We start from the raw sequence: 23,546 nt of genomic DNA, 5'->3' as shown, positions 1-23,546 counted from the left end.
GGGCAGCACCTCCGCCGTCTGCGACCAGAGGGCGACGTCCTTCGCGCGTGGCAGCTCGTAGCGGTTCCAGTTCCAGGTGCCGTCGCCGGGACCGTCCTCGTAGAGCGGCAGATACTCCTTGAGGGCGTGCCCGATGCCCATGGCGATGCCGCCCTGGATCTGGCCGGAGACCAGCTCGGGCACGACCTGCCGGCCGCATTCGAGGATGGAGTGGTGGGAAAGCAGGGTGACGGTGCCGCTGCCGATATCGACCGAGACTTCGGCGAGGGTCGCCATCGGCGCGTAATAGGTGACGCCGGCATTGTTGCGTTGGGCAGGCGGATAGGACACTGCGGCCCGCTCGATGAAATGCCAGCCACCCGTCGTCATCGACCGCTTGTGCTCCTCGGACGCGCCTTCGCCGTAGCGCAGGGCGAGCGCATCGATCGACAGCCGCAGGCGGCCGCGCTCGGGCACGTCGAACTCGGCTTCCGTCCATTGCCAGCGGTTGAAGGTATGAACCGTCACGCCGGTCGGCAGGCCGAGGCGATGCGCTTCCGCCGCCACCGCCTCGAAGGCGAGCGGGGGCATGCCGCCTGCGTTGATCATGCCGCCCCCGAGCCGCAGATCCTCGCGGCGCACGTCGTAGGGCGCGAGCGCGCCGCCGCCGGTCCCGCGTGACCAGAGCGACCTGGCCGCCGGCCAGAGCGCGAGGTCGACCAGGATTCGGGCCGCCTCGCGCGTCGCATGGCCGAGATAGTAGACGCTGTTGGTCGCGCTCATCGGCGAGGTGATGCGGGGTGTCCAGCGCGGGTTCTGCTTGCGCCGGTCTTCCTCGTCCTGGCTCAGCGTATAGGGCTCGTCCGTCGTCTCGAGCGGCATCTGCGGCCAGCGCACGACGCCGTACTCTGTCTCGTCCGGCACGCGGCCCAGAATCTCGCCGACCATGATCGCCTGCGAGGTCGTGACGCCGGGCCCCATCTCGTGGGCGACGTGGCGGAAGCTGATCCGGCCGCGCGGGTCGAATTCGAGCGAGGCGAGCGCGGCTTCCGCGCCGGTGCCGTAGTCCTTCTGCACATGGCCATAGCCGACACCGTATTTCTTGCCCGGATTGGCCGCCTCGAACGTCTTCTTCTTCTGCGCGCGCTCGCTCCAGAGCGGATGCGCCCTGGCCTTGAGCAGGATCTCCTCGTTGCGCAGCGCGCCCGCCGGAATGGCGCCCTGGGTGTTCTTCATGCCGGAGCGGAAGACGTTCCTCAGCCGGAGCTCGATCGGATCGATCCCGAGCAGCTCTGCCGCCTCGTCGACCATCATTTCGGTCGCCGACATCGACTGGAGCGTGCCGTAGCCGCGCGTGGAACCGGCCTCGACCGCCCGCGACGCGAAGGCGGCGGCCGAGAAGTCGCTCTGCGGCAGATAGTAGATCGACTGTGCCGCCGTGGCGCCGACGAAGGCGACGGAAAAAGAGTAGTTCGCCCGCCCGCCGCCATCGGTCCTGAAATGGCCGGTCATGATGCGGAACTTGCCGGTGTCGCGGTCGACGACCAGCGTGTTGTCCATCCAGAAGGCATGCCGCTTGAGGCCCGTCTGGAACTGCTCGAAGCGGTCGTTGGCGAGCCGCACCGGCCGTCCCTCGCCATAGAGGCCGGCGAGCACGCAAAAGAGCGGGAAGATGTAGTGGTCCTTSGTSCCGTAGCCGACGGTGTAGCCGAYCTTGAGGTCGACCTCCTTCAGGAGGAATTTCGACGTCGACACCAGCTCGGCCGAGACCTCCGCCACCTCATAGGGCGACTGCGAGGCGGCCATGACGTGGAGCACGCCGGTCGCGGCGTCGTACCAGACATTGCCGTTGTCGGCCTCCATGGCGGAGGCGTCGATCGACTGCGAGAAATAGCTCCGCTTCAGGACGAGCGCGTCGCTGCCGGCTGCGGCGATGTCCTGCTCGATCTGCGCCGCGGCAGCCATGCCGCGCGCCATGGCATCGCCCTCGCCGGGGCTCGGCCAGACGGCCTTGTCGCCGGAGAACTTGCCGAAGATGACGCTGTCCTTGAACGGCGAATAGCGGTCCTCGGCCTCGGGCGAGCCGCCGTCGATGCGCACATAGCGCGATGCGCCGTAATGCGGCGGCTGGTTGTAGGGGGTCGCCGCGCCGTAGCGCACGACGCCGTCGTCGAAGCGGACCTTGCGCTTGGCGGCGTCGTAGCGGGCGAAATCGCGATAGATCAGCAGCGCGACCGGCTGGCCGAGCAGGCGCGGCGTCTCGCCCTTCGGCACCAGGAAGACGTCGCCGAAGAAGTCGGGATGGGGCACTGTGATACCGTCCGCGACGAGATCCTCGTGCAGCACGATCCGGTCGGGCTTCAGCGCCTCGCCGAGAACCGTCAGGTCGATGCCCTCGAAGCTCCTGTCGGCCTTGGTCGCGTGGAGGAGGAAGGCGTGCGACTGCTCGCGCGGCCAGCCGGGAAGGTCCGCGGCGCGATAGTCGCGCGCGAAGGTCTTGGCTCCGGTGACCTTGGCGATGGCATCGAGGCGATAGCGCGGCCGGCCGGCGGGCGTGAGCCAGTCCGGGCCGGGCCGCGGCGGCGTCTCGATCAGCCGGGCCCCGGCCGGCGGCGCGAGGAAGGAGACGTTGAGCGCGACGCCCGCCGCCGCTCCAGCCCGCAGGAACCCTCTGCGTGAAATGCCGGCTCCCATTCTTCTCCTCCCGCCCTGCGTATCCGCGCTAACGGCGCCGCCCGCCGATCTGCGCCTGTCGTTGAGTCGAGGGCGCAAACGCGCCCGTCACTTCCAGTCGATCTGGCTCGGGCCCTGCGCGTACTCGGTGCTCGTCTGCCACGGCCAGGCATTGCTCAGGAACGGCGCGAGAGGCGGCAGCATCACCTGTTCGCCGGCTTGGGCCGCCAGATCGGCCATCGCCTTGCGCGTGCCGTCGGTGAGCAGCTCGGAATCCATCAGGTAGTAGTCGTTGAAGAACACCTTGCCGAGCGCGCGATCCGCCACGATGCGGGCGAGCAGCTCCAGCATCTGCTGCGGCTTCGTCGTGAAGGCGGAGGTCTCCAGCAGCAGCAGGCGGGTGTTGATCGCCTCCCGTCCCATCTGCTGGGCGAGCAGCGTGAACAGGATGTTGTTGCGCCGGGTGACGTAGAGGGTGTTGGTGGCAGCGTAGGTCCGCTCCCAATCGGCCCCCAGCATGCGCCGCCAGTCCTTCAGAACCGTGGTCCAGTGCTGGACCTGGGCAAGGCCGGCGATCTCGGTGGTCTTGCCGATCAGCGGGCGCAGCCCCTGCGCGAAGGCTTCCAACTCCGGATAGGTGAAGCTGCCCTTGGAGAGGCAGGCGTCGAGGAAGGCGATGTTGCGCGTGATGAGCTCGCGCAGCACCGTGCGCTGCTCCGGCGTGAGCTCGATGGCATCGAGGCTGCCGAGCGCCTCGTTCAGGCTGGCCCGATAGGCCGTCGCCGGAGCGCGCCAGGACGTGTCCCCGGCCGGATCGCGCACGGCGGTCGCGACGAGCTGGAAGATCGCCATGGAGCTGTGCGAGACCGACTTGACCAGCCGGTAGACCGGCGCCACCGGCGGCGCGACGATCGGCGCCTTCCCCGGCGGGTACAGGATCATCGAGCCRCCATCGCCGTTGAAGAGACCGATGATGATCGGGCTCTGCTCACGCAGGTTGCGGATGAACTTCCTGAGATTGTTGTCGTAGATGCCGAACATGACGTTGTTCAGCTCTATGACCTTCCTTTCGGCCGCCGTCGCCTCCCGGCGCACCATGCCGTCGCCCAGAGCCCCTCGTCCAGCCGGCCGACATCGCCGGCCTGTGGCTGGCTGGGAGCGCCGGCCACGACGTCCATGAATCCCGGGACCTCCTGCGCGACCGCCGCGCCGAGGGCCGTCGCGGAGAGCAGCGCTGCAAGCAGCATGGCCGGATAATGGCGCGCACGGAGCGCTTTCGCAGCGCATGTCATCTCGGTCACCCCCTCTTCGACTTGGTATCATGAAGGTTATTAAGATTCGAAATCAGCGGGCGAGCTGTTCTTCCTCCCACCAGCTGAAGAGGATGTCGCGCAGCGCTGCGCCATCGTCGTCATAGAGCTCGCTGCGCTTGAGCTGGTCGAGCAGGGTCTGCTCGTCTTCGTCGAGCGGCACTTCGACGGTGGTGGTCAGGATCGGAACGTTCACGAACTCGGCGACATAGGCGGAATCGCGCCGCAATTCCCTGTCGGCCTTGATCCTCTGCTGCCTGAAGTCCGCGACGGTCCGTTGCGTGCGCCAGACGGGCAGGACGGGGACCGCGGCGAGATCGGCCTCCGTCGCCTGAAGGATGCTGATCCTGGCCGGCTTCAGCGAGAAGTTGCTGGTGCGCATCACGTCGGCCCCGCAAATATTGGGCACGGCCAGCACGTCCATCAGGGCGAGGAAGTCGACATGGTCACCCGGCTTCGACGTCTGCCGGGTGATGTAGGGCCGCCCAGCGTCGTCAACGCCCGTCTCCATGAAGAGGTTGAAGGAGTCGTGGACGTCGTCTGGGGTCAAGCCGTATTCGCGCTGCGCCTCCGCCTGGATATCCTGACAGTTGGTGTGCGTGCAGTACCCGTAGACGGACTCGTAGAGATTGGCGCTGCAGCGCGGGAAGAGCACGTCGTTGGCCCCGGCCGTGTCCGCAGCGATGAACATCATCGCCCGTTCGCGCGGCGGCGCGGACCACAGGAAGTCGCCCTTCGTCGGATGCAGCCCGTGCAGCGTGCGGGTCCGACCGGCGTGGAAATATTCCTTGTAGTCGTGCAGATTGAAGCAGTTGAAATCGAGGCATTGGCCGCCGTCGATCTGCTCCAGGCGCAGGATCTGGCCCTTGCGGACCTCGAGCGCCTTGCCCGTGCCCGGCTCAAGGACGAAGTCGAGAAGAATCTCTCGCGTCATAGGCTGCCCTCTGCTCAACCGACGGCCAGGCTCGGGCGAGTTGCCGCGCCCTGCTCCGGCAGGTGGCGGGCCGCATAGCGCCTCAGCGCATGCCGGATGAGGGCGGCACGATCCTCCGCGAGGCCTTTGGCCAGGGTCCGATCGACGAGTTCGAGCTGCTGCTGGTTCAGCGCGATTGTGACAATGCGTGTTGCCATCCGGGATGCTCCTGCCTGCCTCGCGTTGAGGACCTATTCATGTATACGTGATTAAGGATCAGATTGGCAATCATGAATTCGTTTCATGCGCGCGGACGGCGATGCTGCGCATACTTGCGCCTCGAGCGACTCTTGCGATATCCCCGTGACCCATGGAAATCTCGTCGCGGTCCGACATTGCCTATCAGGCGCTCAGGCGCGCCATCATCGAGCAGGCGCTCGCGCCGGGAACCAAGCTGCGCGAGGACGAGATCGGCGCGCATTTCGGGATCAGCCGGACGCTGGTCAGGGCGGCCCTGATGCGGCTCAGCCAGGAGGGGCTGGTTGAGATCAAGCGCAAGCGGACGGCAACCGTCGCCATCCCGAGCCTCGACGAGGCGCGGGAAATCTTCGAGGTCCGGCATTGCCTGGAGCAGCAGATCGTCCAGCGCCTGACCGCCCATTGGCGGCCCGAGATGGGCGAGACGCTCGAGGCCCATGTGAACGAGGAGGAGGCCGCGGCCCAGCGCGGCGACACCGCCTCGGCAAGCCGGCTCGCGGGCGAGTTCCATATCGTCCTCGCGCGCCTCGCCGGCAATGCGCTGCTTGCGCGCTATCTTTCCGAGGTGGTCTCGCGCTGCTCCCTGATCCTCGCCGTCTATGGGCGACCGCATGTCGCCGAATGCGCGACCGCCGAGCACAGGAACGTGATCGCGGCGCTGCGCGCGCGCGATGCTGCGGCGTCCATCAGCATCATGAACGAGCATCTTCACGCCGTTGAGGCGCGGGCGCTGCCCAGGCCTCAGGAGGTCGAGGACGTCAGGATCTCCGATATTCTGGCGCGCTACAGCACGGCCGGGTGAGGCGCCCTTCCCTGGCTCGACGCCGGCGAGATGACGCGTCGCCGGGCTTCTCGCCGCCTTTCATGCCTCCCTCCTGATCTACCGAACCCCGGGCGGCGCATGGCGCCTCTCCGCATCCGGCCGACGATGCTCCCGGTCGCACTCCCGGCGTGTTTCGTGCATCGACGCGAAATCGATGCCGATGCTTTTATGTGCATTTTCGGCAACGCGATGCACATATTGTATTCTTGAATATCAGAATCATGCATACGAGAATATTCGTCATTCAACGGAAGATGTGCGCGACATCGCGGGCATCTTCCCGTCCGATCGAGGGGCAATGACCAGCTCGCACACCCTCTTCGATTTCGCGGCGCTTACCGCCCGCCAACGCTACAAGCTGCTGATCGGCACCGTCGTGCCGCGCCCGATCGCGCTCGTCACCACGGTCGACGAGGAGGGGCGGGTGAACGCCGCGCCCTACAGCTTCTTCAATTGCCTCTCGGCCGATCCCGCGATCGTCGCGCTCGGGGTCGAGAACAAGCCGGACATGGCGTTCAAGGACACGGCGCGAAATATCCGGATGACCGAGGAATTCACGGTCAACATCGTGTCTGATGCCCTGGTCGAGCGCATGAACGTCTGCGCGGTCCCGTTTCCCGCGACGGTGGACGAGCTCGCGCAGGCGGGCCTCACCGCCGTTCCCGGCTCACAGATCAAATGTCCGCGGATCGGCGAAGCGCCGGCAAGCCTGGAATGCCGCCGCTACGTCACGCTCGAACTCGGCCGCTCCCGCGAGATCATTCTCGGTCAGGTGGTCGCGGCCCATATCCGCGAGGACGCCGTCGATCCCGAGAACCATTACGTGGATCAGGCGGCGATCGACGCGATCGGCCGCATGGGTGGGCACGGCTATGTACGGACCCGCGACTATTTCGACCTCCGCACGATGACGGCGGAGGATTGGGACAAGGCGCCGCCGCCGGTGCGGACGCCCGGCCCCGTCGAGGCCTGATGGATACGGCTCGCGCGGCGCATGGCCGCTTCCGGGGAGGGCCCGGCGATGCCGAAACGCAAGAATGACTCGCAAGGCGAAGAGCCAGCGAGGGCGGCGGTTTCCGGTCAGAGGGGAGTGACGAACATGACAGCAGCAGGGATCTCGCGGCGGAGCCTCGTCTTGGGGGCCACGACGGGCGCTGCGGCGCTCGCCTCGGCCGGATGGCCCGGCGCGGCCGGTGCGGCAGACAAGCTCGTCGTCGGCGTCATCTATGTCGGCACGCGCGGCGATTTCGGCTGGAACCAGTCGCACGCCACGGCGGTCGAAGCCCTGAAGACGGTTCCGGGCGTTTCCGTCGTCGAAGAGGAGAACGTGCCCGAGACGCTCGCCGTGGCGAACACCATGAAGTCGATGATCGAGCTCGACGGCGCGAAGCTGATCTTCGGCACCTCATTCGGCTATTTCAATCCGTTCATGGTCGATATCGCCAGGCAGTACCCGGATGTGCAGCTCCGCCATCCCACGACGCTCTGGTCGGCCGACAAGCATCCCGCCAATCTCGGCGGCTATTTCGCCTATATGGACCAGGCGCATTACGTGAACGGCGTCGCCGCCGGGCTGTCCTCCAAGACCGGCAAGATCGGCTACGTGGCGGCGAAGCCCATCAGTCTCGTCCTGCGGACCATCAACAGCTTCATGCTGGGCGTGCGCAAGGGAAACCCTGGCGCGACCGTCAAGCTCATCTTCACCGGCGACTGGTCCCTGCCGGTGCGGGAGGCCGAGGCCGCGAACGCGCTCGCGAGCGCGGGCTGCGATGTCGTCGCCTGCCATGTCGACAGCCCCAAGGTCATCGTCGAGACGCTGGAGCGGCGCGGCGTGAAGAGCTGCGGCCACAACACCTCGCAGGCTGCCCTCGCACCCAAGGGCTTCATCACCGGCGCCGAAACCAAGTACGAGACGATCTACAAGGGCTTCGCGGAGCTGCTCGCCAGGGGCGAACCGCTGCCGAACGTCGCGATCGGCGGGTACGACAAGGACATGGTGACCAGCACGCCCTTCGGCGCGGGCGCGAGCGAGGAGGCACGCCGTGCCGCCACGGAAGCGATCGCGGCCCTGAGGGCGGGGCAGCCGATGTTTGCCGGCCCGATCAGGGACAACAAGGGCAACGTGATCGTCGCCCCGGGCAGCGCGCTGGGCAATTACGCGCCCGAACTCGAGACCGCGAATTATCTCGTCGAGGGCATCGAGGGATCGGTCACCTGAGGTCAGCCGGACCGGAAGGCGGCCCGCTCTGCCTCCGCCCGGCTCCGCAAGGCAACGTCTGGAGCTATGGCGGCGAGATGGAAAGACCTGCGGTTTCCGGAGATCAAGCGACGCATGGCTCGGCGGGCTTCGCGATGCGGGGAGCCGACGAGCTCCGCCGGGCTGCCGAGTTCGTCGTCGTTCCCGCGCTCGCGCTCGCCATCTCGGCCGCGATCTTCTCGGCGATCCTGCTCGCCATGGGACAGTCGCCCGCCGCCTTCTTCCAGCTGCTCTGGCGGGGCGCATTCGGCACGGCCTTTTCCTGGCAGAACACGCTTCAGCGCGCAGCGCCACTGATCCTGACCGCGCTCTGCGTTGCGCTTCCCGCCCGCGCCGGTCTCATGATCATCGGTGGGGAGGGAGCTTTCGTCATGGGCGGGCTCGCCGCCGCAACCGCCGCCCTGCCGCTGCTCGGCTGGGCGCCCGCCCCTCTCGTCCTCCTGCTGATGGCRATCGCCGGAACGGCGGCCGGCGCGCTCTGGATCGGGCTGGTGGGCGTGCTCCGCCATCGGCGCGGCGTCAACGAGACCATCGCGAGCCTGCTCCTCGCCTATATCGCGGTCGCCGTGCTCTCCTTCCTGGTCGAAGGTCCGCTGCGCGATCCGGCCTCGCCCAACAAGCCGTCGACCCATCCGATCGGGGCAGAAACCATGCTCGGTCCGATCCCGGGCACCTCGGTGCACTGGGGTCTGGTGGCCGGCCTCATAGCGTGCCTGGCGGCCCATGTGCTGATCAGCCGGACGACAACCGGCTTCGCCATCCGGATCGCGGGCGGCAATCCGCACGCCGCGCTCGGCCAGGGTCTGCCGGTCGGGCGCCTGCTCGTGCTCTGCTGCCTGCTCGCGGGGGCGGCCGCCGGCCTTGCCGGCTTCTTCGACGTGGCGACGGTCCACGGTGCCGCCAATGTCTCTCTGGTGGCGGGCTACGGCTTCACCGGCATCCTCGTCTCGTTCCTCGCCCGCCACAACGCGCTCGCAATCCCGCCGGTCGCGATCCTCTTCGGCGGGCTCAGCGCCGCAGGAGGCCTGATCCAGCGGCGGCTCGGCCTCCCCGACGCGACGGTCGCGCTCCTCGAAGGCGTGATCTTCGTGACCCTCCTGACCAGCGAGACGCTCTATGGGCGCTTTGCGATCTTCCAGCCTCGCGGCGCGAGGCAGCGGCCATGACCGATGCCGGCCTTTTCGCGGTCCTCGTGGCCATGGTCGCCGGCGCGATCCGCGTGTCGACGCCCTTTCTCTTCGTCTCGCTCGGCGAATGCCTCACCGAGAAGTCGGGACGTGTGAATCTCGGGCTCGAGGGAACCCTCGTGCTCGGCGCGATGGTCGCCTTCGCCGTCTCCTACCATAGCGGCAATCCCTGGCTGGGCGTGGCTGCCGCTGCGGCGGCCGGCTTCGCCCTTGGTGCGCTCCACGGCGCGATCTGCCGCCTGCCGCGCGTCAACGATGTCGCAATCGGCATCGCGATGATGTCGTTCGGCACCGGTCTCGCCGTCTTCCTGGGCAAGCCCTACATCCAGCCGACTGCGCCCCGGCTTCCTTCACTCCCGCTTGGCGATTGGCTGGGCATCCCGTCGCTCGCTCTCGCGCTCGACGTCAGCCCGCTCTTTCTCCTGGGCATCGCGCTGGCCTTTCTGCTCGACTGGGCGTTTCGCAACACCCGCGCCGGCCTCGTCGTCAGGGTCACGGGGGACGACGCGGCCGCGGCCCGTGCGCTCGGCATCGCCGTCGACCGCGTGCGCCTCGTCGCAACTGCGCTGGGCGGGGCGAGTGCCGGCATCGGCGGGGCCTTCCTGTCGCTCTTCTATCCCGGAAGCTGGAACGAGGGGCTGTCGTCGGGACAGGGGCTGATGGCGGTCGCGCTCGTGATCTTCGCCCGCTGGCAGCCGCGGCGCTGCCTCGCCGCCTCGCTTCTCTTCGGCGCGGCCGGCGCGCTCGGACCGGCGCTCCAGTCGATCGGCGTCACCGCGGGCTATTATTTCTTCAACGCGGCTCCCTACATCCTGACCCTCCTCGTCATGGCCGGCACGGGCAGTGCCCGTCGCGCCGCCCGGCACGCGCCGGGCGAGCTCTCGATCACCCGGTGAGGGAGGCATGATGCCCGAGGCGTTCACCATTCCAGCCGCAAGGGGCGCAGCCCTCGAAGCCATCGGCCTGTCGAAGCGGTTCGGCGCGTTCCAGGCGCTCGACCGCGTCTCGCTCAAGGTCCCGGCCGGCGAGTTCCATGCGCTTTTGGGCGAGAACGGCGCCGGCAAGTCGACGCTCGTCAAATGCCTGATGGGCTTCCACCGCGCCGATGAAGGGGAGGTGCTGCTCGACGGCCGCGAGGCCCGGATCCGCAATCCGCGCGAGGCGCAGGCGCTCGGCCTCGGCATGGTCTACCAGCACTTCACGCTGGTGCCCTCGCTGACGGGTGCCGAGAATCTCGTCATCGCGCGGCGCAACGCGCCCGCCGTCATCGACTGGGCAGCGGAGAGGCGACGGCTCGATGCCTTTCTCGACCGCACGCCGTTCCGCGTGCCGCTCGATCGGAACGTGGGCGCACTCTCGGCCGGGGAACGGCAGAAGCTCGAAATCCTGAAGCTGCTCTACCTCGACCAGCGCTTCATGATCCTGGACGAACCGACATCGGTGCTGACCCCGGCCGAGGCCGACGAGATGCTCGGACATCTCAAGGCGATGGCCGAGCGCGGCGTGATCACCGTGCTGATGATCACCCACAAGTTTCGCGAGGTGAAGGCGTTCGCCGACGCCGTCACGATATTGCGGCACGGGCGGATCGCCGGCTCGGGGCGCGGGCTGACGACCCGGGAAATGGCCGCGATGATGGTCGGCGAAGCGCCCGGGCCGGACAAGGGCAAGGCGGTGCAGCCGCTCAGGCGCGAGATGCCGCGGTCGCACGAGCCTGCGCTGGAGCTCGCCGGGCTCTTCGCCGAGGACGGGGACGGCAGACCGGCCTTGCGCGGTGTGAGCCTTAAAGTCGCTGCGGGCGAGATCGTGGGTTTGGCCGGGGTCTCCGGGAACGGACAGAACGCGTTGGTCGAGGCCTGCTGCGGACAGCGGCCGCTGACGGATGGGCAGATCTTCGTGAACGGGCGCGATTTCGTGCCGACGCGGCGCGCCTTCGACGAAGCCGGCATGTTCGTCGTGCCGGAGGAGCCGCTGCGGAACGCTGCCGTCTTCGGAATGTCGATCGCCGACAACATCGCCTTTCGGCGTTTCGAGAAGCCGCCCCTGAGCCGGCGCGGCTGGTGGCTCGATCGTCGCGCGATCAGCGCGGCCGGCCGCGAGCTGATGGCGCGCTTCCGTGTCGCCGGCCCCTCGCCCGACGCTCCGATCGGAGCGCTGTCGGGCGGCAATGTGCAGAGAGCGGTGCTCGCGCGCGAACTCTCCTCCGAGCGGATCTCTGTGCTCGTCGTCGCCAATCCCTGCTTCGGCCTCGACTTCGCCTCGGCCGCGGACATCCGTGCGCGCATCGTCGAGGCACGGAACAACGGTGCGGCGGTCCTCCTCGTCTCCGAGGATCTCGACGAGGTGCTCGAGCTTGCCGACACGGTCGCGGTGATCTCGAACGGCCGGATCACCTACAAGGCGCCGATCGCCCATGTCGATCGCGGCAGCCTGGGAGTGTATTTGGCCGGTGGATCCGACGGCTAGGCTTGCTCTCGGGATCGCCGGAAAATCACCGGCGTGTCGGGGTCGCGCCACGAGCTGACCTTGGCGCATTGCCCGAAAGCGGCCCCCAACGATTCAGGGACCTGCCGGACGTCGGTGGCGCAATGCCTCGACGATCACCTTGAAGGCCGGGAGATTCTGTCGGCGGCTGGGATAATAGAGGAAATAGCCGTCGAAGAAGGGCGACCAGTCGTCCAGCACCTGGACCAGTTCGCCCGATGCGACCTGACGCTCCACGATATCGTTCGGTACATAGGCGATGCCGTAGCGGTTCACCGCCGCATCGATCATGGCGTAGGAATTGTTGAAGGTGAGCTGACCGCTGACCCGGACGCGCAGCTCCTGTCCATCCTTCTCGAATTCCCAGGCATAGAGTCCGCCGGCTGTCTCGTGGCGCATGTTGATGCAGACGTGCCGGACCAGATTCTGCGGATGTTGCGGTACGCCGTGCATGTCGAGATACGCAGGCGATGCCACGGCCACCAGCCGCCAGTCCGGGCCGATCCGCACGGCGATCATGTCCTTCTCGACGCTCTCATCCCGGGAGCCAGCCACGTCGATCTCTATGACAAGGTCGACGCGATCCCGTTCGACAAGTTGACCAGTTTCTTCAACCGGCACCTCGCCGCCTGACGAAAGCCGGGATCGAAGGAAGTGGCGGCGACCCGAGCGCAACCGCTTCCCTTGGCAAGGGTGCATCGAATGACACCGGGCACAAACCTTCGTCGCGCCTTGGGCGGCTTGACTTCCGGGTCTTCGCCCATTTCGGCCCTGGCAAATATCCGTTCAAGCTGGCATCGCCCRCGGTTCGTTTCCGCGAGCGAGCGTTTCAACGAAGACAGCGTCAGCCGACCCAAATCGGGCGGTAGCCATTCCGCAGGGCAGCGATGGCACTGGCGGCCACAAGCATGGTACCGCGCTCCGCGTCCGTCACCGGATCGATGCAGACACGAAATGACCCGTAGGCGCCGTCGGCCTCGATGGCGAATCTGCGCTGCTCCCCGTCGCCAACCGCGACGTGATCGACCGGCGTCCGGTCCAGGCCGCGCGAGGCGAAGGCGGCGGTGGCAATGACGTTCACGCCACGGCTCCTGCCAACGACGGAGCGTGCATCGTCGATCACCCCCGACGCGACCGGATTCGACGCCGTGCAGGCCAAGATCGAAACAGTCGAGTCGGGGTCAACCGCCATGGCGGAAAGCGCGTCCAACCCGCCGATCGCGCCCGGCAGCAATCGCAGGCGATGCCCCGTCTGCCCCGCGACCTCGCGCAGATCCCGTTCGAGCGCCGTGGAGACGAGGGCCGCGGCGCCGACCGTCCAGACGTCGGCAAGACGGAGAAGATCGGCTCCGTAAGCGTTGAGTGCGCTCGGCCCGGTGAAGTCGATCAGAAGATCCGGCGCCAATGCGCCGATTTCGGCAAGCGTGTTGACAACAGGGAAATCCGCCTTGTCGCCCGCTGCGACATTCCGCTTGAGGACACCGACGACTTGCCAGTGCGCATCATCCTCCGCCGTCCGCAGGCTCAGGAATGTCCTGGCGATACGACCCAGCCCGACAAGACCTACACGAAGCATCGTTCCACCCTCGCGCTCGGAGGAAAATTCTCCGGAGGCGCGACACGCCGCCGGGTGCCTGCGATCGGCCGATCGCTGACGACCGCCGCGGCTATCTCTCGAAGGCCGGGTCGATCGGCACGCGATACCCGTTCACCAGCCGGTTGGTTTCATTCGCCATGCCGACGACCGCAATCAGTTCCTGGAACTGCTCAGGCGTCATGCCCGCCTTGGCGGCGGCGGCGCTGTGGCTCGCGATGCAGTAGCCGCAATTATTGGTCACGCTGACGGCAACGTAGATCATTTCCTTGACGAGGGGGTCGAGCGCGCCCGGCGCCATCACCTCCCGGACGCTGTCCCAGGTCCGGCGMAGGGTCTTCTCGTCATTGGCGAGGTATTTCCAGAAATTGTTGACGTCGTCGAGCTTCCGCGCCGACTTGATCTCGTCATAGACGGCTTTCACCGCATCGCTGGCTTCGCTGTATTCGATCGCTTTCGGGCGAGGCATCGGCTGTCTCCCAGGGTTCATGCGGCCGGATTGCTTTCGGGGGCCTTCACGCGGCCGCGACGACCATGATCTCGACGAGGATATCGGGGTAGGCCATGTCGCCCGTGACGCAGGCGCGCGCCGGCGCGTGATCGGGGTTGACCCAACCATCCCAGACCTCGTTCATGGCCTTGTAGTCGTCCATCGACTTCAGCCAGATGATGCTCGACAGGATCTTGGTGCGGTCACTGCCGCATTGCGCGAGCATGTCGTCGACCTTCGCCAGCGCCTGGGCGGTCTGGCCGGCCACGGAGACCGAGCGGTCATCCGCCACCTGCCCCGCGAGATAGACCGTGCCGTTATGCACCACGGCGCGGCTGCGGCGCCCGTTCGAATCGGCTCTCTTGATCAGCATGGATATCTCCGCGCGGGTTGGCGTCTTCAGGAGCGGTTGACGATCGGGGGCGGATCGAAGGCGGTCACGGGCGGCACATCGCCGTCGTGGCGCTCGATCTCGACGAGGCAGGATTGCGCGCTCGGCCCCTGCCCCAGGCGCGACGTCCCCAGATCATGGGTCAGGACGTTGGGGTTGCCGTGCTTTTCGAGGCTCCCGGAGACACCCGGCATCGCCGGGTCGAACCAGGCGCCGGTGGCGAGCTGCAGGACGCCGGGACGAACCGCCTCGGACAGCACGGCCGCCGCAAGGCAGGCGCCGCGATCGTTGAACAGGCGGACGATGTCGCCATCGCCGATCCCGCGGGCCTGGGCATCGGCCGGATGAATCCGCACCGGCTCGCGCCCCCGGATCTTGGCGGCGCGGGAATGCGAGCCCTGATCGTATTGGCTGTGGAGCTTGGTCTTGGGCTGGTTGGAGATCAGATGCAGGGGGAAGCGCGCCGCCTTGCCGGCGCCGAGCCATTCCCGCGGCTCGAGCCAGGCGGGGTGGCCCAGGCAATCGTCATAGCCGAAGGAGGCGATCCTGTCGGACCAGATCTCGATCCGGCCGGACGGCGTCGGCAGGGCGTTGGCGGCAGGGTCCTGCCGGAACGCCTCGAACAGGGATGGCTGCCGTTCCGGCTCCGGGAAGAGCAGCGCCCCCTCCTCCCAGAAGGTCTCGAAATCGGGCGGGTTGAAACCCAGCCCCGCGAGACGCTCCTGCGCCGTCTCGTAGAGGAAGCGCAGCCACTCCTCCTCGGCCCGCCCCTCGGTGAAGGTCGCTTCCGCGCCCAGCGCGGCAGCCAGCGCACCGAAGATATCGTAGTCGTTCCGGGCCTGCCCGAACGGCGCGGCGACCCGGTGCGAAGCCGCGAGAAGGCGATCGCGGCTGGAGCAGACGATATCGTTGCGTTCGAGCTGGGTGGTCACCGGCAGGACGATATCGGCATGGCGGGCGAGCGGATTCCACCAGCTCTCATGGACGATCGTCACCTCCGGCCGCTTCCAGGCTTCGAGGAAGCGGTTGAGATCCTGATGGTGATGGAAGGGGTTGCCACCGGCCCAGTAGACGAGGCGGATATCGGCATAGCGCCGCTCCTGCCCGTTGAATTGATAGGGTTCTCCCGGCTTCAGCAGCAGGTCCGAGATCCGCGCCACCGGGATGTAGTCGTCGACGCCGTTGCTCCCCTGCGAGAAGGACGGCCAGGCGAGGTCGAGGATCGGATTGCCGATACCGTTGACCGAACCGTAGCCGATGCCGAAGCCCCCGCCGGGCAGGCCGATCTGGCCGAGCATCGCGGCAAGCGTGATCGCCATCCAGCAAGGCTGCTCGCCATGATCCGCACGCTGCACCGCCCAGGCCAGCATGATCATGGTCCGCTGGGCCGCCATCCTGCGGGCGAGGCCCCTGATCGCTTCGGCATCGATGCCGCAGATCGCGGCCGCCCACTCCGCCGTCTTGGCGACGCCGTCGCTCTCGCCCGAGAGATAGGGCAGGAATTTGTCGAAACCGGTGGTGCAGCGCGCGAGGAAGGCCTTGTCGTGCAGCCCCTCGCTCCAGAGTGTGTGGGCAAGGCCGAGCATCAGCGCGGTATCGGTATTGGGCGCGATCGGCAGCCAGGTGGCACCGAAACGCTCCTCGACATCGTCCCGGATCGGCGTGACCGATATGAGCTCGCCTCCGTTCGCCGCGAAGGCTTCCAGGCTCTCGGCCAGGATGTGGCGGCCGATCCCGCCCGAGCTCACCTGCGAATTCTTCAGCGGCAGGCCACCGAACATCACCAGCATCCGGGCGTGGCGGATGATGACGGGCCATGAAGTGTGATCGGTGACGAGCCCGCGGCGGTCGCCGACGACATGCGGTACGATCGCATCGGCGGCGGCATAGCTGTAATTGCCGACGGAGCGGGTATAGCCGCCGATGGCGTTGAGGAAGCGGTGGATCTGGCTCTGGGCGTGATGGAAGCGCCCCGCGCTGGCCCAGCCATAGGAGCCGCCGAAGATCGCGCCGTTGTCGTGCTCCTTGCGGACCCGGTCGAGCTCGCCGGCAGCGATGGCGATGGCTTCGGGCCAGTCCACGGCGACGAAGGGCTCCGCGCCGCGCCCTGCCCCCGTCGCGCGATGGCCCTTTTCGAGGAAGGAGGCCCGGATCATCGGCTTCTCGATCCGCGTGGGATCATCGAGCGCGCCGATCATCGACCGGGCGATGGGAGACGGCGCCGGGTCCTGCTCGAAGCCTTCCAGCTCGGCGGGCCGGCCCTCGGACATCCGCACGCGATAGGTGCCCCAATGGGTGGCGACGGTCGGTCGTGCAGGTGTCTTCAACATCGTCGTCACCCCGGATCGGGAGGTCAGCGGATAGTCAGGCGGTCCTTGCCAGATCGACCGGCGTCGCTGCCGCATTCGCAACTTCGTCGGACGAAACCATGCGCCAGGCGAAGCCGAGATGCTCCGAGACCAGCCGGGCGAGCTCGGGCGCATTGCGGCTGAGGAAGGCCTCGGCGATCGGCTCGTGCTCGTTGAAGGCCTTCGCCCAGTTCTCGGCCTGCAGAACCCCGAGATAGCGGGTGCGGTAGAGGCGCAGATTGAGCTGCGCGTGCATCTCGATCAGCACGGGATTGTGCGATGCCGCGGCAATCGCGAGATGGAAGGCCTGGTTGGCGTCGAAATAGGTATAGCGGTCGCCGGCATGATAGGCCTCCGCCATGGTCGCGAGATGCCGGCGGATCGTCTCGTCGTCCAGCGGCGTCGCCTTTTCGCAGGCGAGTTCGGCCGCGAAGACGTCGAGGCGGACATAGACCTCGAGCAGATGGCGGATCTCGTCATCCGWCAATGCGACCACGACGGCGCCGCGGTTCGGGATGATCTCGATCAGCCGCTGCGTCGCCAGGATCTGCAGGGCCTCACGCAGCGGCGTCCGCGATATCCCGAACTGCTCGGTCAGCGCCTTCTCCCGGATCCACTCGCCCGGCTTGATGTTGTCGTGGATGATCTCGGAGCGGATATGGTCCGAAATCTGCTGGGTCAGCGATTTCGGCGCCACGACGATCGCCGGCCGCCGGGCGCTCACCGCCGTCACGGCACCACCGGGCATTGCCGGCTTGTTCATGCGCGTCTCCCCGTCGAACCGCTGGTCGATGCGAAATCGAATGCGGCGCAAATTTGATGTTGTAAACCTACATGCCTTGCGTATTGTCGACAACATGAAATCGACAATGACCATGTGATGGAGTCGATGGCCGCATCCTCGCTCCTCAGCCGAAGGACAGTGGCGGAGCCCATTTCGTCCGCCTCGGCCTCGGGCTGGCGCGATCGGCGGCTCGATCGACGTTCTCTCGCACCGCATGTCGAACCCCGCATGAGATGCGGCGGCCCGGGCATAGCGGCGGTCGTTCCCGGGATTCGAGATGCCGGTGCCGGCATGCCGTCCATCGGGACAGCGATCATTCAGCTAAACTTTTCCCAACCCCGCCGTGACGAGCGTATCGCTTTCCTGAAAGCGACCGGGCACGACGTATTCGTAGATTATTCTACCACAAACGGACGCGAATTCAGTAATTCCATCCCTCGCGGAAGCAGAGAATCGAGCGTAGATGGATTCGTCCGCTTTGAAAAACAGATTGACCTGTTTGAAGAACAGTCTCCAATTTCGACGCAGGCATAGATGACCATCGAAGACCATTTCTCCACCTGACTCCAAGAAAAAGGGGAATGTCATGCCGGATCACTCGTTCGTTCGTAATGGAATTTCGCGGCGCGGCCTTCTCGGCGGTGGCGCCGGCCTGATCGCCGCGCCCTTCATCATCCGCCCGGCTTCCGCCGCCGAGCGGATCACCGTGGCAGATCCCGGCGGCGTCTACGTCACCGGCTTCACCCCCGCCTTCTATGCGCCCTTCCGCAAGACCGGCGCCGAGCTCGTCAACGTCTCCCGCGACTCCGAGCCGACCAGCCAGGTGAAGGCGCAGGTCGACGCCAAGTCCTATGTCTGGGACGTCGTCTCGATCACCCTGTCGTCACGCAAGCTGCTCTCGGATGCCGGGCTGCTCGAGCCATTGCAGTTCTCGGGCGCGGATTACGACGAGCTTCTGCCGCTGGCGAAGCAGCCGGACTGGCTGGGCACCAACGTCTATGGCAGCGTGCTGGGCTACCGCACCGACAACATGAAGGCCCGCCCCTCGAACTGGGCCGATTTCTACGACGTCGCCAGGTTCCCCGGCCGCCGCGCCCTGCCGAAGAGCCCGATCCATACGCTCGAAGGGGCGCTGCTGGCGGATGGCGTCGACCCGAAAAAGCTCTACCCGCTCGATGTCGACCGGGCCTTCAAGAAGCTCGACACGATCAAGCCGCATATCGCGGTCTGGTGGACGAGCTTCACCCAGACGACGCAGCTCCTGCAGAGCGGCGAGGTCGATTTCCTGCCCTCCAGCAATGCGCGCATCCAGGCGGCGATCGACAATGGCGCGCCGGTCGAGATCATCTGGGATGGCGGGCTCTACGGCATGGAAGGCTGGGCGATTCCGAAGGGCTGCCCGCGGGCGGAGCTCGCCAAGAAGTTCATCGCCTCCTGCGCCAATGGCGAGCGGCAGGCGCTCTATACCAAGGCGCTGGCCTATGGCCCGACCAACCAGACGGCGTTCAAGTTCATCGACCCCGCCCGCGCCAAGCAATTGCCGACGGAGCCGGCCAACTTCAGCAAGCTGATCCCGAGCAACGACGAATGGTGGGGCGCGAACAAGGACAAGATGTTCGAGCGCTTCAACGCCTGGCTGCTCCGTAGCTGAGGCGCAGGCCCGATGTCGGAGAAGCTGCGAACCGAACAGGTCACCAAGCGCTACAACGACGTGGCGGCGCTGCAGCCGACGACGCTCTCGATGCGCGACGGGGAGTTCCTGACGCTGCTCGGGCCGTCCGGCTCGGGCAAAACCACGCTCCTGTCGCTGATCGCCGGGCTGACCGAGCCGACGGGCGGCGACATCTGGATCGACGGGCGGCGCGTCACCGACGAGCCCTCGGCGAAGCGCGGGCTGGGCATGGTCTTCCAGAACTATGCCCTGTTCCCGCATCTCTCGATCTACGAGAACATCGCCTTTCCGCTGCGCATGCGCCGGATGGGCGCGGCCGAGATCGACGCGGCGGTGCGCCGGGTGCTCGACCTCATCCATCTGCCCCATGTCGCGGAGCGCCTGCCGCGCGAATTGTCCGGTGGCCAGCAGCAGCGGATCGCGTTGGCGCGCTGCATCGTCTACGAGCCCTCGATCATCCTGATGGACGAGCCGCTCGGCGCCCTCGACAAGAACCTGCGCGAGCACATGCAGACCGAGATCAAGCGTCTGCATGTCGAGCTCGGCATCACCATCCTCTACGTCACGCATGATCAGGAGGAGGCGCTGTCGATGTCCGACCGCATCTGCCTGATGAACAATGCCCGGGTCGAGCAGATCGGCACGCCGGCGGAATTGTATTTTAAGCCGGCCTCGGTGTTCGCGGCCGGATTCCTCGGCGAATCCAACATCGCCCCTGCGAAGGTGCTTTCGACCGGAACGGAGACCCTGCTCGGTTCTGCCGACGGCTCGACGATCAGGGTGGCGGCCGATGCCGGCCACCGCACCGATGCCGAGGTCAACTGGATGGTGCGGCCGGAACGGCTGAAGCTCATCCGCGGCGGCGAGGCGCATGAGAACATCCGGCGCGGCCAATTGCTCGACGCCGTCTTCGTCGGCGGCTTCACCAAGATCAATGTCCGGCTCGACGACGGCACGACCCTTCTCGCGAAGGAGCTGACATCCGGGCAGCCGCTGCCGGAGCGCGGGCAGAGCGTGACGCTCGGCTGGTCCGCCGCCGACGCCATCGTGCTGCCGCCGGGCGCCTGACATGACGGCCATGTCCGCGCGCGGTTACGAACCCACCCCCGTTGCCGAGCCCGCGATATCAGCGCTTCAGCCGCGGCTACGCCGCGCAAGGCCGCTCCTGCCACTGCTCCCGCTCTTCGCCTTCCTGGCGCTCTTCTTCTTTTTCCCCGTCGGGCAGATCCTGTCGCTGTCGCTGTTCGACCAGGGCGGAGCGATCACCTCCGCCAACTTCGCCAAGGCTTTCTCGGACCCGCTTTATTTCGACGTCCTGCTAATCACCTTCAAGATCGCCGGCTGGACCACGGTGATCTCGGTCGTCGGCGGCTTCCCGGTCGCCTATTATCTGGCGAACGCCGCACCCCGCAGCCGCAACGCGCTGGTCATCTGGGTTTTGCTGCCGTTCTGGACCAGCTTCCTGGTGCGGACCTTCGCCTGGATGATCCTTCTGGGACGGAACGGCGCGGTCAACCAGCTCCTGCTCGCGCTCGGCATCGTCGATGCACCGGCCTCGCTGATCTTCAACCTCACGGGCACGCTGATCGGCATGTCGCATGCGATGCTGCCGCTCGCGGTCATGACGATGCTGCCGGTGATGCAGACGATCGACGGCAACCTGTCGCGTGCTGCGGAGACGCTCGGCGCCGGACGCGCCCAGATCTTCTGGCGCATCTATATCCCGCAATGCATGCCGGGCATCAGCGCCGCCGCAATGATGGTCTTCATCAGCTCGCTCGGCTTCTTCATCACCCCTGCCCTGCTCGGCGGCGCGCGCGAGACCATGCTGACGCAGGTGATCATCACCCAGATCCAGGAGTTGCTGAACTGGCCGGCGGCCAGCACGCTCTCGGTCCTGCTGCTCGCAGCCTCGATCCTGGTCTTCGTCGCCTATGACCGAGTCGTCGGACTGTCGAGCCTGGCCGGCGGCTCCGCCGACCGCTCGGCACGAACGGTCTCGGCCTGGTCGCGCATTCTCGACGTGATCGGCCGGGCGATCGTCAACGGCCTCGGCAGCCTCTGTGCCGGCATCGGCGCAGTCTTCGCCTGGCTGCTTCCCGCGCGCGCCTTCCGCGGGCTCGGCCGGGGCAGCAGCCTCGCGCTGTTCCTCATCGTCGTTGCCTTCCTGCTGATCCCGACGCTCTTCGTGATCCCGGCCTCCTTCACGCCGGGCAATGCGGTGCAGGCCAATCCGGGCGGCTTCTCGCTGCGCTGGTACGAGGCCGTCTTCGCTTCCTCCGACTGGACCAGCGCCGCCTGGAATTCGCTCGTCGTCGGGCTAGCTTYGGGCGCCGTGGCACTGGTGCTGGGCACGATGGCGGCCTTCGCGATGGCCTGGAACCGCTTTCCGGGCAAGACCGCCGCGCTCGCGGTGATCCTCTCGCCACTCATCGTGCCGCGCATCGTCATCGCGGTCGCCCTGTTCTTCCTCTATTCGAAGCTCGAACTGGTCGGAACGGTGACCGGGCTGGTCATCGCCCATGCCGTGCTGGCCGTGCCCTATGTCGTCATCACCGTGATGGCGGTGCTCGCAACCTATGACCGGCGGCTCGACCAGGCGGCAGCGGTGATGGGTGCGAGCCGGTGGCAGACGTTGCGCCGGATCACCTTGCCGATCATCAAGCCGGGCCTGCTCTCCGCCTTCCTCTTCGCCTTCGTCACCTCCTTCGACGAATTGACGGTGGCGCTGTTCCTGACCGGCGGCTCCTTCAACACGCTGCCGCGCCAGATGTGGTCGGACCTGCTGCTCCAGATCAATCCGACGCTCGCGGCCGTCGCGACCTTGCTGCTGGTGCTGATGACCGGCCTCCTGTTCCTCAACGAGCGGTTCCGGCGTTCGGCCGGCCGCCACTGACGCCCACGCGGCACGATCCGGAAGGGTTCCATGCGCAACAACCTTCGCCAGAAGACCTATTACGGCGTCACCGTCGGCATCCTGATGGTCAACAGCCGCTTCCGGCGCTGGCCGGGCGATATCGGCCATGCCGGCACCTGGGATTTTCCGGTGCAGTACAAGATCGTCCACGACGCCGTGCCCTCGCGCATGACGGAACTGCACCAGTCCAGCCTGCTCGAACCGTTCAAGCGCGCGGCGCAGGAGTTGATCGATGCCGGCGTCGACGGCATCACCACGACCTGCGGCTTCCTCTCGATCTACCAGCGCGAGCTTGCCGATTTCTGCTCCGTGCCGGTCGCGACCAGCGCGCTGCTGCAGGTGCCGATGGTCGAGCGCATGCTGCCGACGGGTAAGAAGGTCGGTATCCTCACCTACAATGCCGAGGTGTTGAACGGCCCCTATCTGCGCGCCGTCGGCATCGCCGAGGACACACCCGTCGTCGGCCTGCCGCAGAGCTCCGAATTCGTCCGCAGCATCCGCGAGGGCGACGACACCGTTCCCTATGACGTGCTGCGCAACGAGGTGCTCGCCGCCGCGGGCGATCTCCTGAGCCGGCATTCCGATGTCGGTGCCATTGTCGGGGAGTGCACCAACCTGACGCCGTTCAGCGCCGATATCGCCGAACGCTTCGGCCTGCCGGTCTTCGACGCGGTCACGATGGTCAACACCTTCCATGCGGCGCTGAAGCCGCGGCGCTTCGGCACGGACTGACCATCGACGCTGCCATGAAACGCGCTCGGACCTATTCGCCCTGTCACGACATGGGCAGGGCCGCATGAGGAGCCCGCACAAGACGGGAATCGCCGTCATCGGCGGCGGCATCGTCGGCGCGAGCGTCGCCTATGGTCTCGCCGCCCGCGGTGAAAAGGTGACGCTGTTCGACGAGGGCGACATCGCCTTCCGGGCGGCGCGCGGCAATCTCGGCAATGTCTGGGTGCAGGGCAAGGGCGCGGGCGGCCCGGCCTATGCCGACCTGACCCGGCGGGCGGCGAAGGATTGGGACGATTTCGCCCACGATCTCGGCGCCGAGAGCGGGATCGACCTGCATTTCCGGCGGCCCGGGGCGTTCTTCTTCTGCTTCACGGAAGCGGAACTGGAACGCCGCAGCAAGACGCTGACCGATCTGGATGCCCAGGCCACGGTGCCGAGCCGGTTCGAGGTCATGGACAATCCCGGCATTCGCAGGCTGCTGCCCGAGGTCGGCTCCGCGGTGGTCGGGGCGACGTTCTGCAGCGACGACGGCACGACGAACCCGTTCCACCTGCTGCGCGCCCTGCTGTCGGTGTTCGAACGGCGCGGCGACTACCGGCCCGGCCACCCCGTGGCGCGCCTTGCACCGGACGGCTCGGGTTTTCGGGTGGAGACGCCTCAGGGCGACTGGCTCGCCGATCGGGTGATCCTGACCGCCGGGCTCGGCAACAAGGAGCTCGCACCCGGGCTGGGCC

General features: G+C 66.9%; 20 protein-coding genes and 2 pseudogenes. 12 read left to right on the top strand and 10 right to left on the bottom strand.

Annotated elements, in window-relative coordinates:
• From AB4Y99_RS09840 to AB4Y99_RS09825, 4 genes are all read right to left on the bottom strand, one after another.
• Positions 1-2,673 (bottom strand): xanthine dehydrogenase family protein molybdopterin-binding subunit (locus AB4Y99_RS09840; protein WP_441523180.1); only part of this gene is annotated, 2,673 nt, incomplete at its 3' end.
• Between the two features lie 87 nt (positions 2,674-2,760).
• Positions 2,761-3,750 (bottom strand): hypothetical protein, encoded by a 990-nt coding sequence (locus AB4Y99_RS09835; RefSeq protein WP_441523179.1) that lies wholly within the window; start codon positions 3,748-3,750, stop codon positions 2,761-2,763.
• A 246-nt stretch (positions 3,751-3,996) separates the two neighbouring features.
• Positions 3,997-4,896 carry a DUF1989 domain-containing protein gene (locus AB4Y99_RS09830; RefSeq protein WP_441523178.1) on the bottom strand — a complete coding sequence of 300 codons (900 nt, stop codon included), beginning with the start codon at positions 4,894-4,896 and terminating at the stop codon, positions 3,997-3,999.
• A gap of 14 nt (positions 4,897-4,910) precedes the next feature.
• Positions 4,911-5,093, bottom strand: coding sequence for a ribbon-helix-helix domain-containing protein (locus AB4Y99_RS09825; RefSeq protein WP_038363396.1), 183 nt, complete (start codon positions 5,091-5,093; stop codon positions 4,911-4,913).
• 152 nt (positions 5,094-5,245) lie between these two features.
• On the opposite strand from AB4Y99_RS09825, the gene AB4Y99_RS09820 reads away from it, so the two are divergent.
• From AB4Y99_RS09820 to AB4Y99_RS09795, 6 genes are all read left to right on the top strand, one after another.
• Positions 5,246-5,935 carry a GntR family transcriptional regulator gene (locus AB4Y99_RS09820; RefSeq protein WP_441523177.1) on the top strand — a complete coding sequence of 230 codons (690 nt, stop codon included), beginning with the start codon at positions 5,246-5,248 and terminating at the stop codon, positions 5,933-5,935.
• A 319-nt stretch (positions 5,936-6,254) separates the two neighbouring features.
• Positions 6,255-6,929, top strand: a complete 675-nt coding sequence (locus AB4Y99_RS09815) for a flavin reductase family protein (RefSeq protein WP_051988062.1) — start codon at positions 6,255-6,257, stop codon at positions 6,927-6,929.
• A 126-nt stretch (positions 6,930-7,055) separates the two neighbouring features.
• Positions 7,056-8,174, top strand: coding sequence for a BMP family ABC transporter substrate-binding protein (locus tag AB4Y99_RS09810; protein ID WP_191124589.1), 1,119 nt, complete (start codon positions 7,056-7,058; stop codon positions 8,172-8,174).
• 134 nt (positions 8,175-8,308) lie between these two features.
• A complete protein-coding gene (locus AB4Y99_RS09805; RefSeq protein WP_248311171.1) occupies positions 8,309-9,379 on the top strand; it encodes an ABC transporter permease in 1,071 nt (356 codons plus the stop codon).
• Positions 9,376-10,296 (top strand): ABC transporter permease, encoded by a 921-nt coding sequence (locus AB4Y99_RS09800; RefSeq protein WP_113252940.1) that lies wholly within the window; start codon positions 9,376-9,378, stop codon positions 10,294-10,296. Before AB4Y99_RS09805 ends, AB4Y99_RS09800 begins: the two co-directional genes overlap by 4 nt.
• Positions 10,297-10,303: 7 nt before the next feature.
• A complete protein-coding gene (locus AB4Y99_RS09795; RefSeq protein ID WP_441523176.1) occupies positions 10,304-11,866 on the top strand; it encodes an ABC transporter ATP-binding protein in 1,563 nt (520 codons plus the stop codon).
• Positions 11,867-11,959: 93 nt separating this feature from the next.
• Here AB4Y99_RS09795 and AB4Y99_RS09790 read toward each other — a convergent pair.
• Positions 11,960-12,421, bottom strand: a pseudogene (locus tag AB4Y99_RS09790) (LysR substrate-binding domain-containing protein); the annotation flags it as partial.
• Here AB4Y99_RS09790 and AB4Y99_RS09785 point away from each other — a divergent pair.
• Positions 12,419-12,517, top strand: a pseudogene (locus AB4Y99_RS09785) (alpha/beta hydrolase); the annotation flags it as partial. The pseudogenes AB4Y99_RS09790 and AB4Y99_RS09785 sit on opposite strands and share 3 nt — an antisense overlap.
• 211 nt (positions 12,518-12,728) lie before the next feature.
• On the opposite strand, the gene AB4Y99_RS09780 reads toward AB4Y99_RS09785, so the two are convergent.
• The 5 genes from AB4Y99_RS09780 to AB4Y99_RS09760 all read right to left on the bottom strand — a co-directional run bounded on the left by AB4Y99_RS09780 (position 12,729) and on the right by AB4Y99_RS09760 (position 17,470).
• Complete coding sequence (locus AB4Y99_RS09780; protein ID WP_441523175.1) at positions 12,729-13,460, bottom strand: hypothetical protein; 732 nt, start codon at positions 13,458-13,460, stop codon at positions 12,729-12,731.
• Positions 13,461-13,551: 91 nt separating this feature from the next.
• On the bottom strand, positions 13,552-13,947 hold the full coding sequence (locus tag AB4Y99_RS09775) for a carboxymuconolactone decarboxylase family protein (protein ID WP_038363377.1): 396 nt from the start codon (positions 13,945-13,947) through the stop codon (positions 13,552-13,554).
• 46 nt (positions 13,948-13,993) lie between these two features.
• Positions 13,994-14,341: a RidA family protein gene (locus AB4Y99_RS09770; protein ID WP_133560792.1), complete on the bottom strand. Its 348-nt coding sequence runs from the start codon at positions 14,339-14,341 to the stop codon at positions 13,994-13,996.
• Positions 14,342-14,367: 26 nt separating this feature from the next.
• Positions 14,368-16,689 carry a molybdopterin-dependent oxidoreductase gene (locus AB4Y99_RS09765; protein ID WP_441523174.1) on the bottom strand — a complete coding sequence of 774 codons (2,322 nt, stop codon included), beginning with the start codon at positions 16,687-16,689 and terminating at the stop codon, positions 14,368-14,370.
• Positions 16,690-16,723: 34 nt separating this feature from the next.
• Complete coding sequence (locus tag AB4Y99_RS09760; RefSeq protein WP_441523173.1) at positions 16,724-17,470, bottom strand: GntR family transcriptional regulator; 747 nt, start codon at positions 17,468-17,470, stop codon at positions 16,724-16,726.
• 607 nt (positions 17,471-18,077) lie between these two features.
• Here AB4Y99_RS09760 and AB4Y99_RS09755 point away from each other — a divergent pair.
• The 5 genes from AB4Y99_RS09755 to AB4Y99_RS09735 all read left to right on the top strand — a co-directional run.
• Positions 18,078-19,142 (top strand): ABC transporter substrate-binding protein, encoded by a 1,065-nt coding sequence (locus AB4Y99_RS09755; protein WP_051988055.1) that lies wholly within the window; start codon positions 18,078-18,080, stop codon positions 19,140-19,142.
• Positions 19,143-19,154: 12 nt separating this feature from the next.
• The gene (locus tag AB4Y99_RS09750; protein ID WP_441523172.1) at positions 19,155-20,231 is read left to right on the top strand and encodes an ABC transporter ATP-binding protein; all 1,077 of its coding nucleotides are present in this window, start codon (positions 19,155-19,157) and stop codon (positions 20,229-20,231) included.
• A 1-nt stretch (position 20,232) separates the two neighbouring features.
• Positions 20,233-22,059: an ABC transporter permease subunit gene (locus tag AB4Y99_RS09745; protein ID WP_441523171.1), complete on the top strand. Its 1,827-nt coding sequence runs from the start codon at positions 20,233-20,235 to the stop codon at positions 22,057-22,059.
• A 30-nt stretch (positions 22,060-22,089) separates the two neighbouring features.
• Entirely contained in the window at positions 22,090-22,812 is a 723-nt protein-coding gene (locus tag AB4Y99_RS09740; protein ID WP_441523170.1) for an aspartate/glutamate racemase family protein, read from the top strand.
• Positions 22,813-22,876: 64 nt separating this feature from the next.
• Positions 22,877-23,546, top strand: a 670-nt coding sequence (locus AB4Y99_RS09735; RefSeq protein ID WP_441523169.1) for an NAD(P)/FAD-dependent oxidoreductase, incomplete at its 3' end; no start/stop codon positions are given.

Origin of the sequence: Allobosea sp. TAB14, from assembly GCF_052113865.1 — a bacterium.
Classification (GTDB): domain Bacteria; phylum Pseudomonadota; class Alphaproteobacteria; order Rhizobiales; family Beijerinckiaceae; genus Allobosea; species Allobosea spartocytisi.
Note: the sequence above shows the minus strand (reverse complement) of the source record. Positions and strands in the feature narration are given on the sequence as shown.

Excerpts from the sequence above, each read along its gene's own strand:
- AB4Y99_RS09830 (WP_441523178.1), bottom strand. The coding sequence starts at position 4,896 with ATGACGCGAGAGATTCTTCTCGACTTCGTCCTTGAGCCGGGCACGGGC.
- AB4Y99_RS09825 (WP_038363396.1), bottom strand. The coding sequence starts at position 5,093 with ATGGCAACACGCATTGTCACAATCGCGCTGAACCAGCAGCAGCTCGAA.
- AB4Y99_RS09820 (WP_441523177.1), top strand. The coding sequence starts at position 5,246 with ATGGAAATCTCGTCGCGGTCCGACATTGCCTATCAGGCGCTCAGGCGC.
- AB4Y99_RS09815 (WP_051988062.1), top strand. The coding sequence starts at position 6,255 with ATGACCAGCTCGCACACCCTCTTCGATTTCGCGGCGCTTACCGCCCGC.
- AB4Y99_RS09810 (WP_191124589.1), top strand. The coding sequence starts at position 7,056 with ATGACAGCAGCAGGGATCTCGCGGCGGAGCCTCGTCTTGGGGGCCACG.
- AB4Y99_RS09800 (WP_113252940.1), top strand. The coding sequence starts at position 9,376 with ATGACCGATGCCGGCCTTTTCGCGGTCCTCGTGGCCATGGTCGCCGGC.
- AB4Y99_RS09795 (WP_441523176.1), top strand. The coding sequence starts at position 10,304 with ATGATGCCCGAGGCGTTCACCATTCCAGCCGCAAGGGGCGCAGCCCTC.
- AB4Y99_RS09780 (WP_441523175.1), bottom strand. The coding sequence starts at position 13,460 with ATGCTTCGTGTAGGTCTTGTCGGGCTGGGTCGTATCGCCAGGACATTC.
- AB4Y99_RS09770 (WP_133560792.1), bottom strand. The coding sequence starts at position 14,341 with ATGCTGATCAAGAGAGCCGATTCGAACGGGCGCCGCAGCCGCGCCGTG.
- AB4Y99_RS09765 (WP_441523174.1), bottom strand. The coding sequence starts at position 16,689 with ATGTTGAAGACACCTGCACGACCGACCGTCGCCACCCATTGGGGCACC.
- AB4Y99_RS09755 (WP_051988055.1), top strand. The coding sequence starts at position 18,078 with ATGCCGGATCACTCGTTCGTTCGTAATGGAATTTCGCGGCGCGGCCTT.
- AB4Y99_RS09750 (WP_441523172.1), top strand. The coding sequence starts at position 19,155 with ATGTCGGAGAAGCTGCGAACCGAACAGGTCACCAAGCGCTACAACGAC.
- AB4Y99_RS09740 (WP_441523170.1), top strand. The coding sequence starts at position 22,090 with ATGCGCAACAACCTTCGCCAGAAGACCTATTACGGCGTCACCGTCGGC.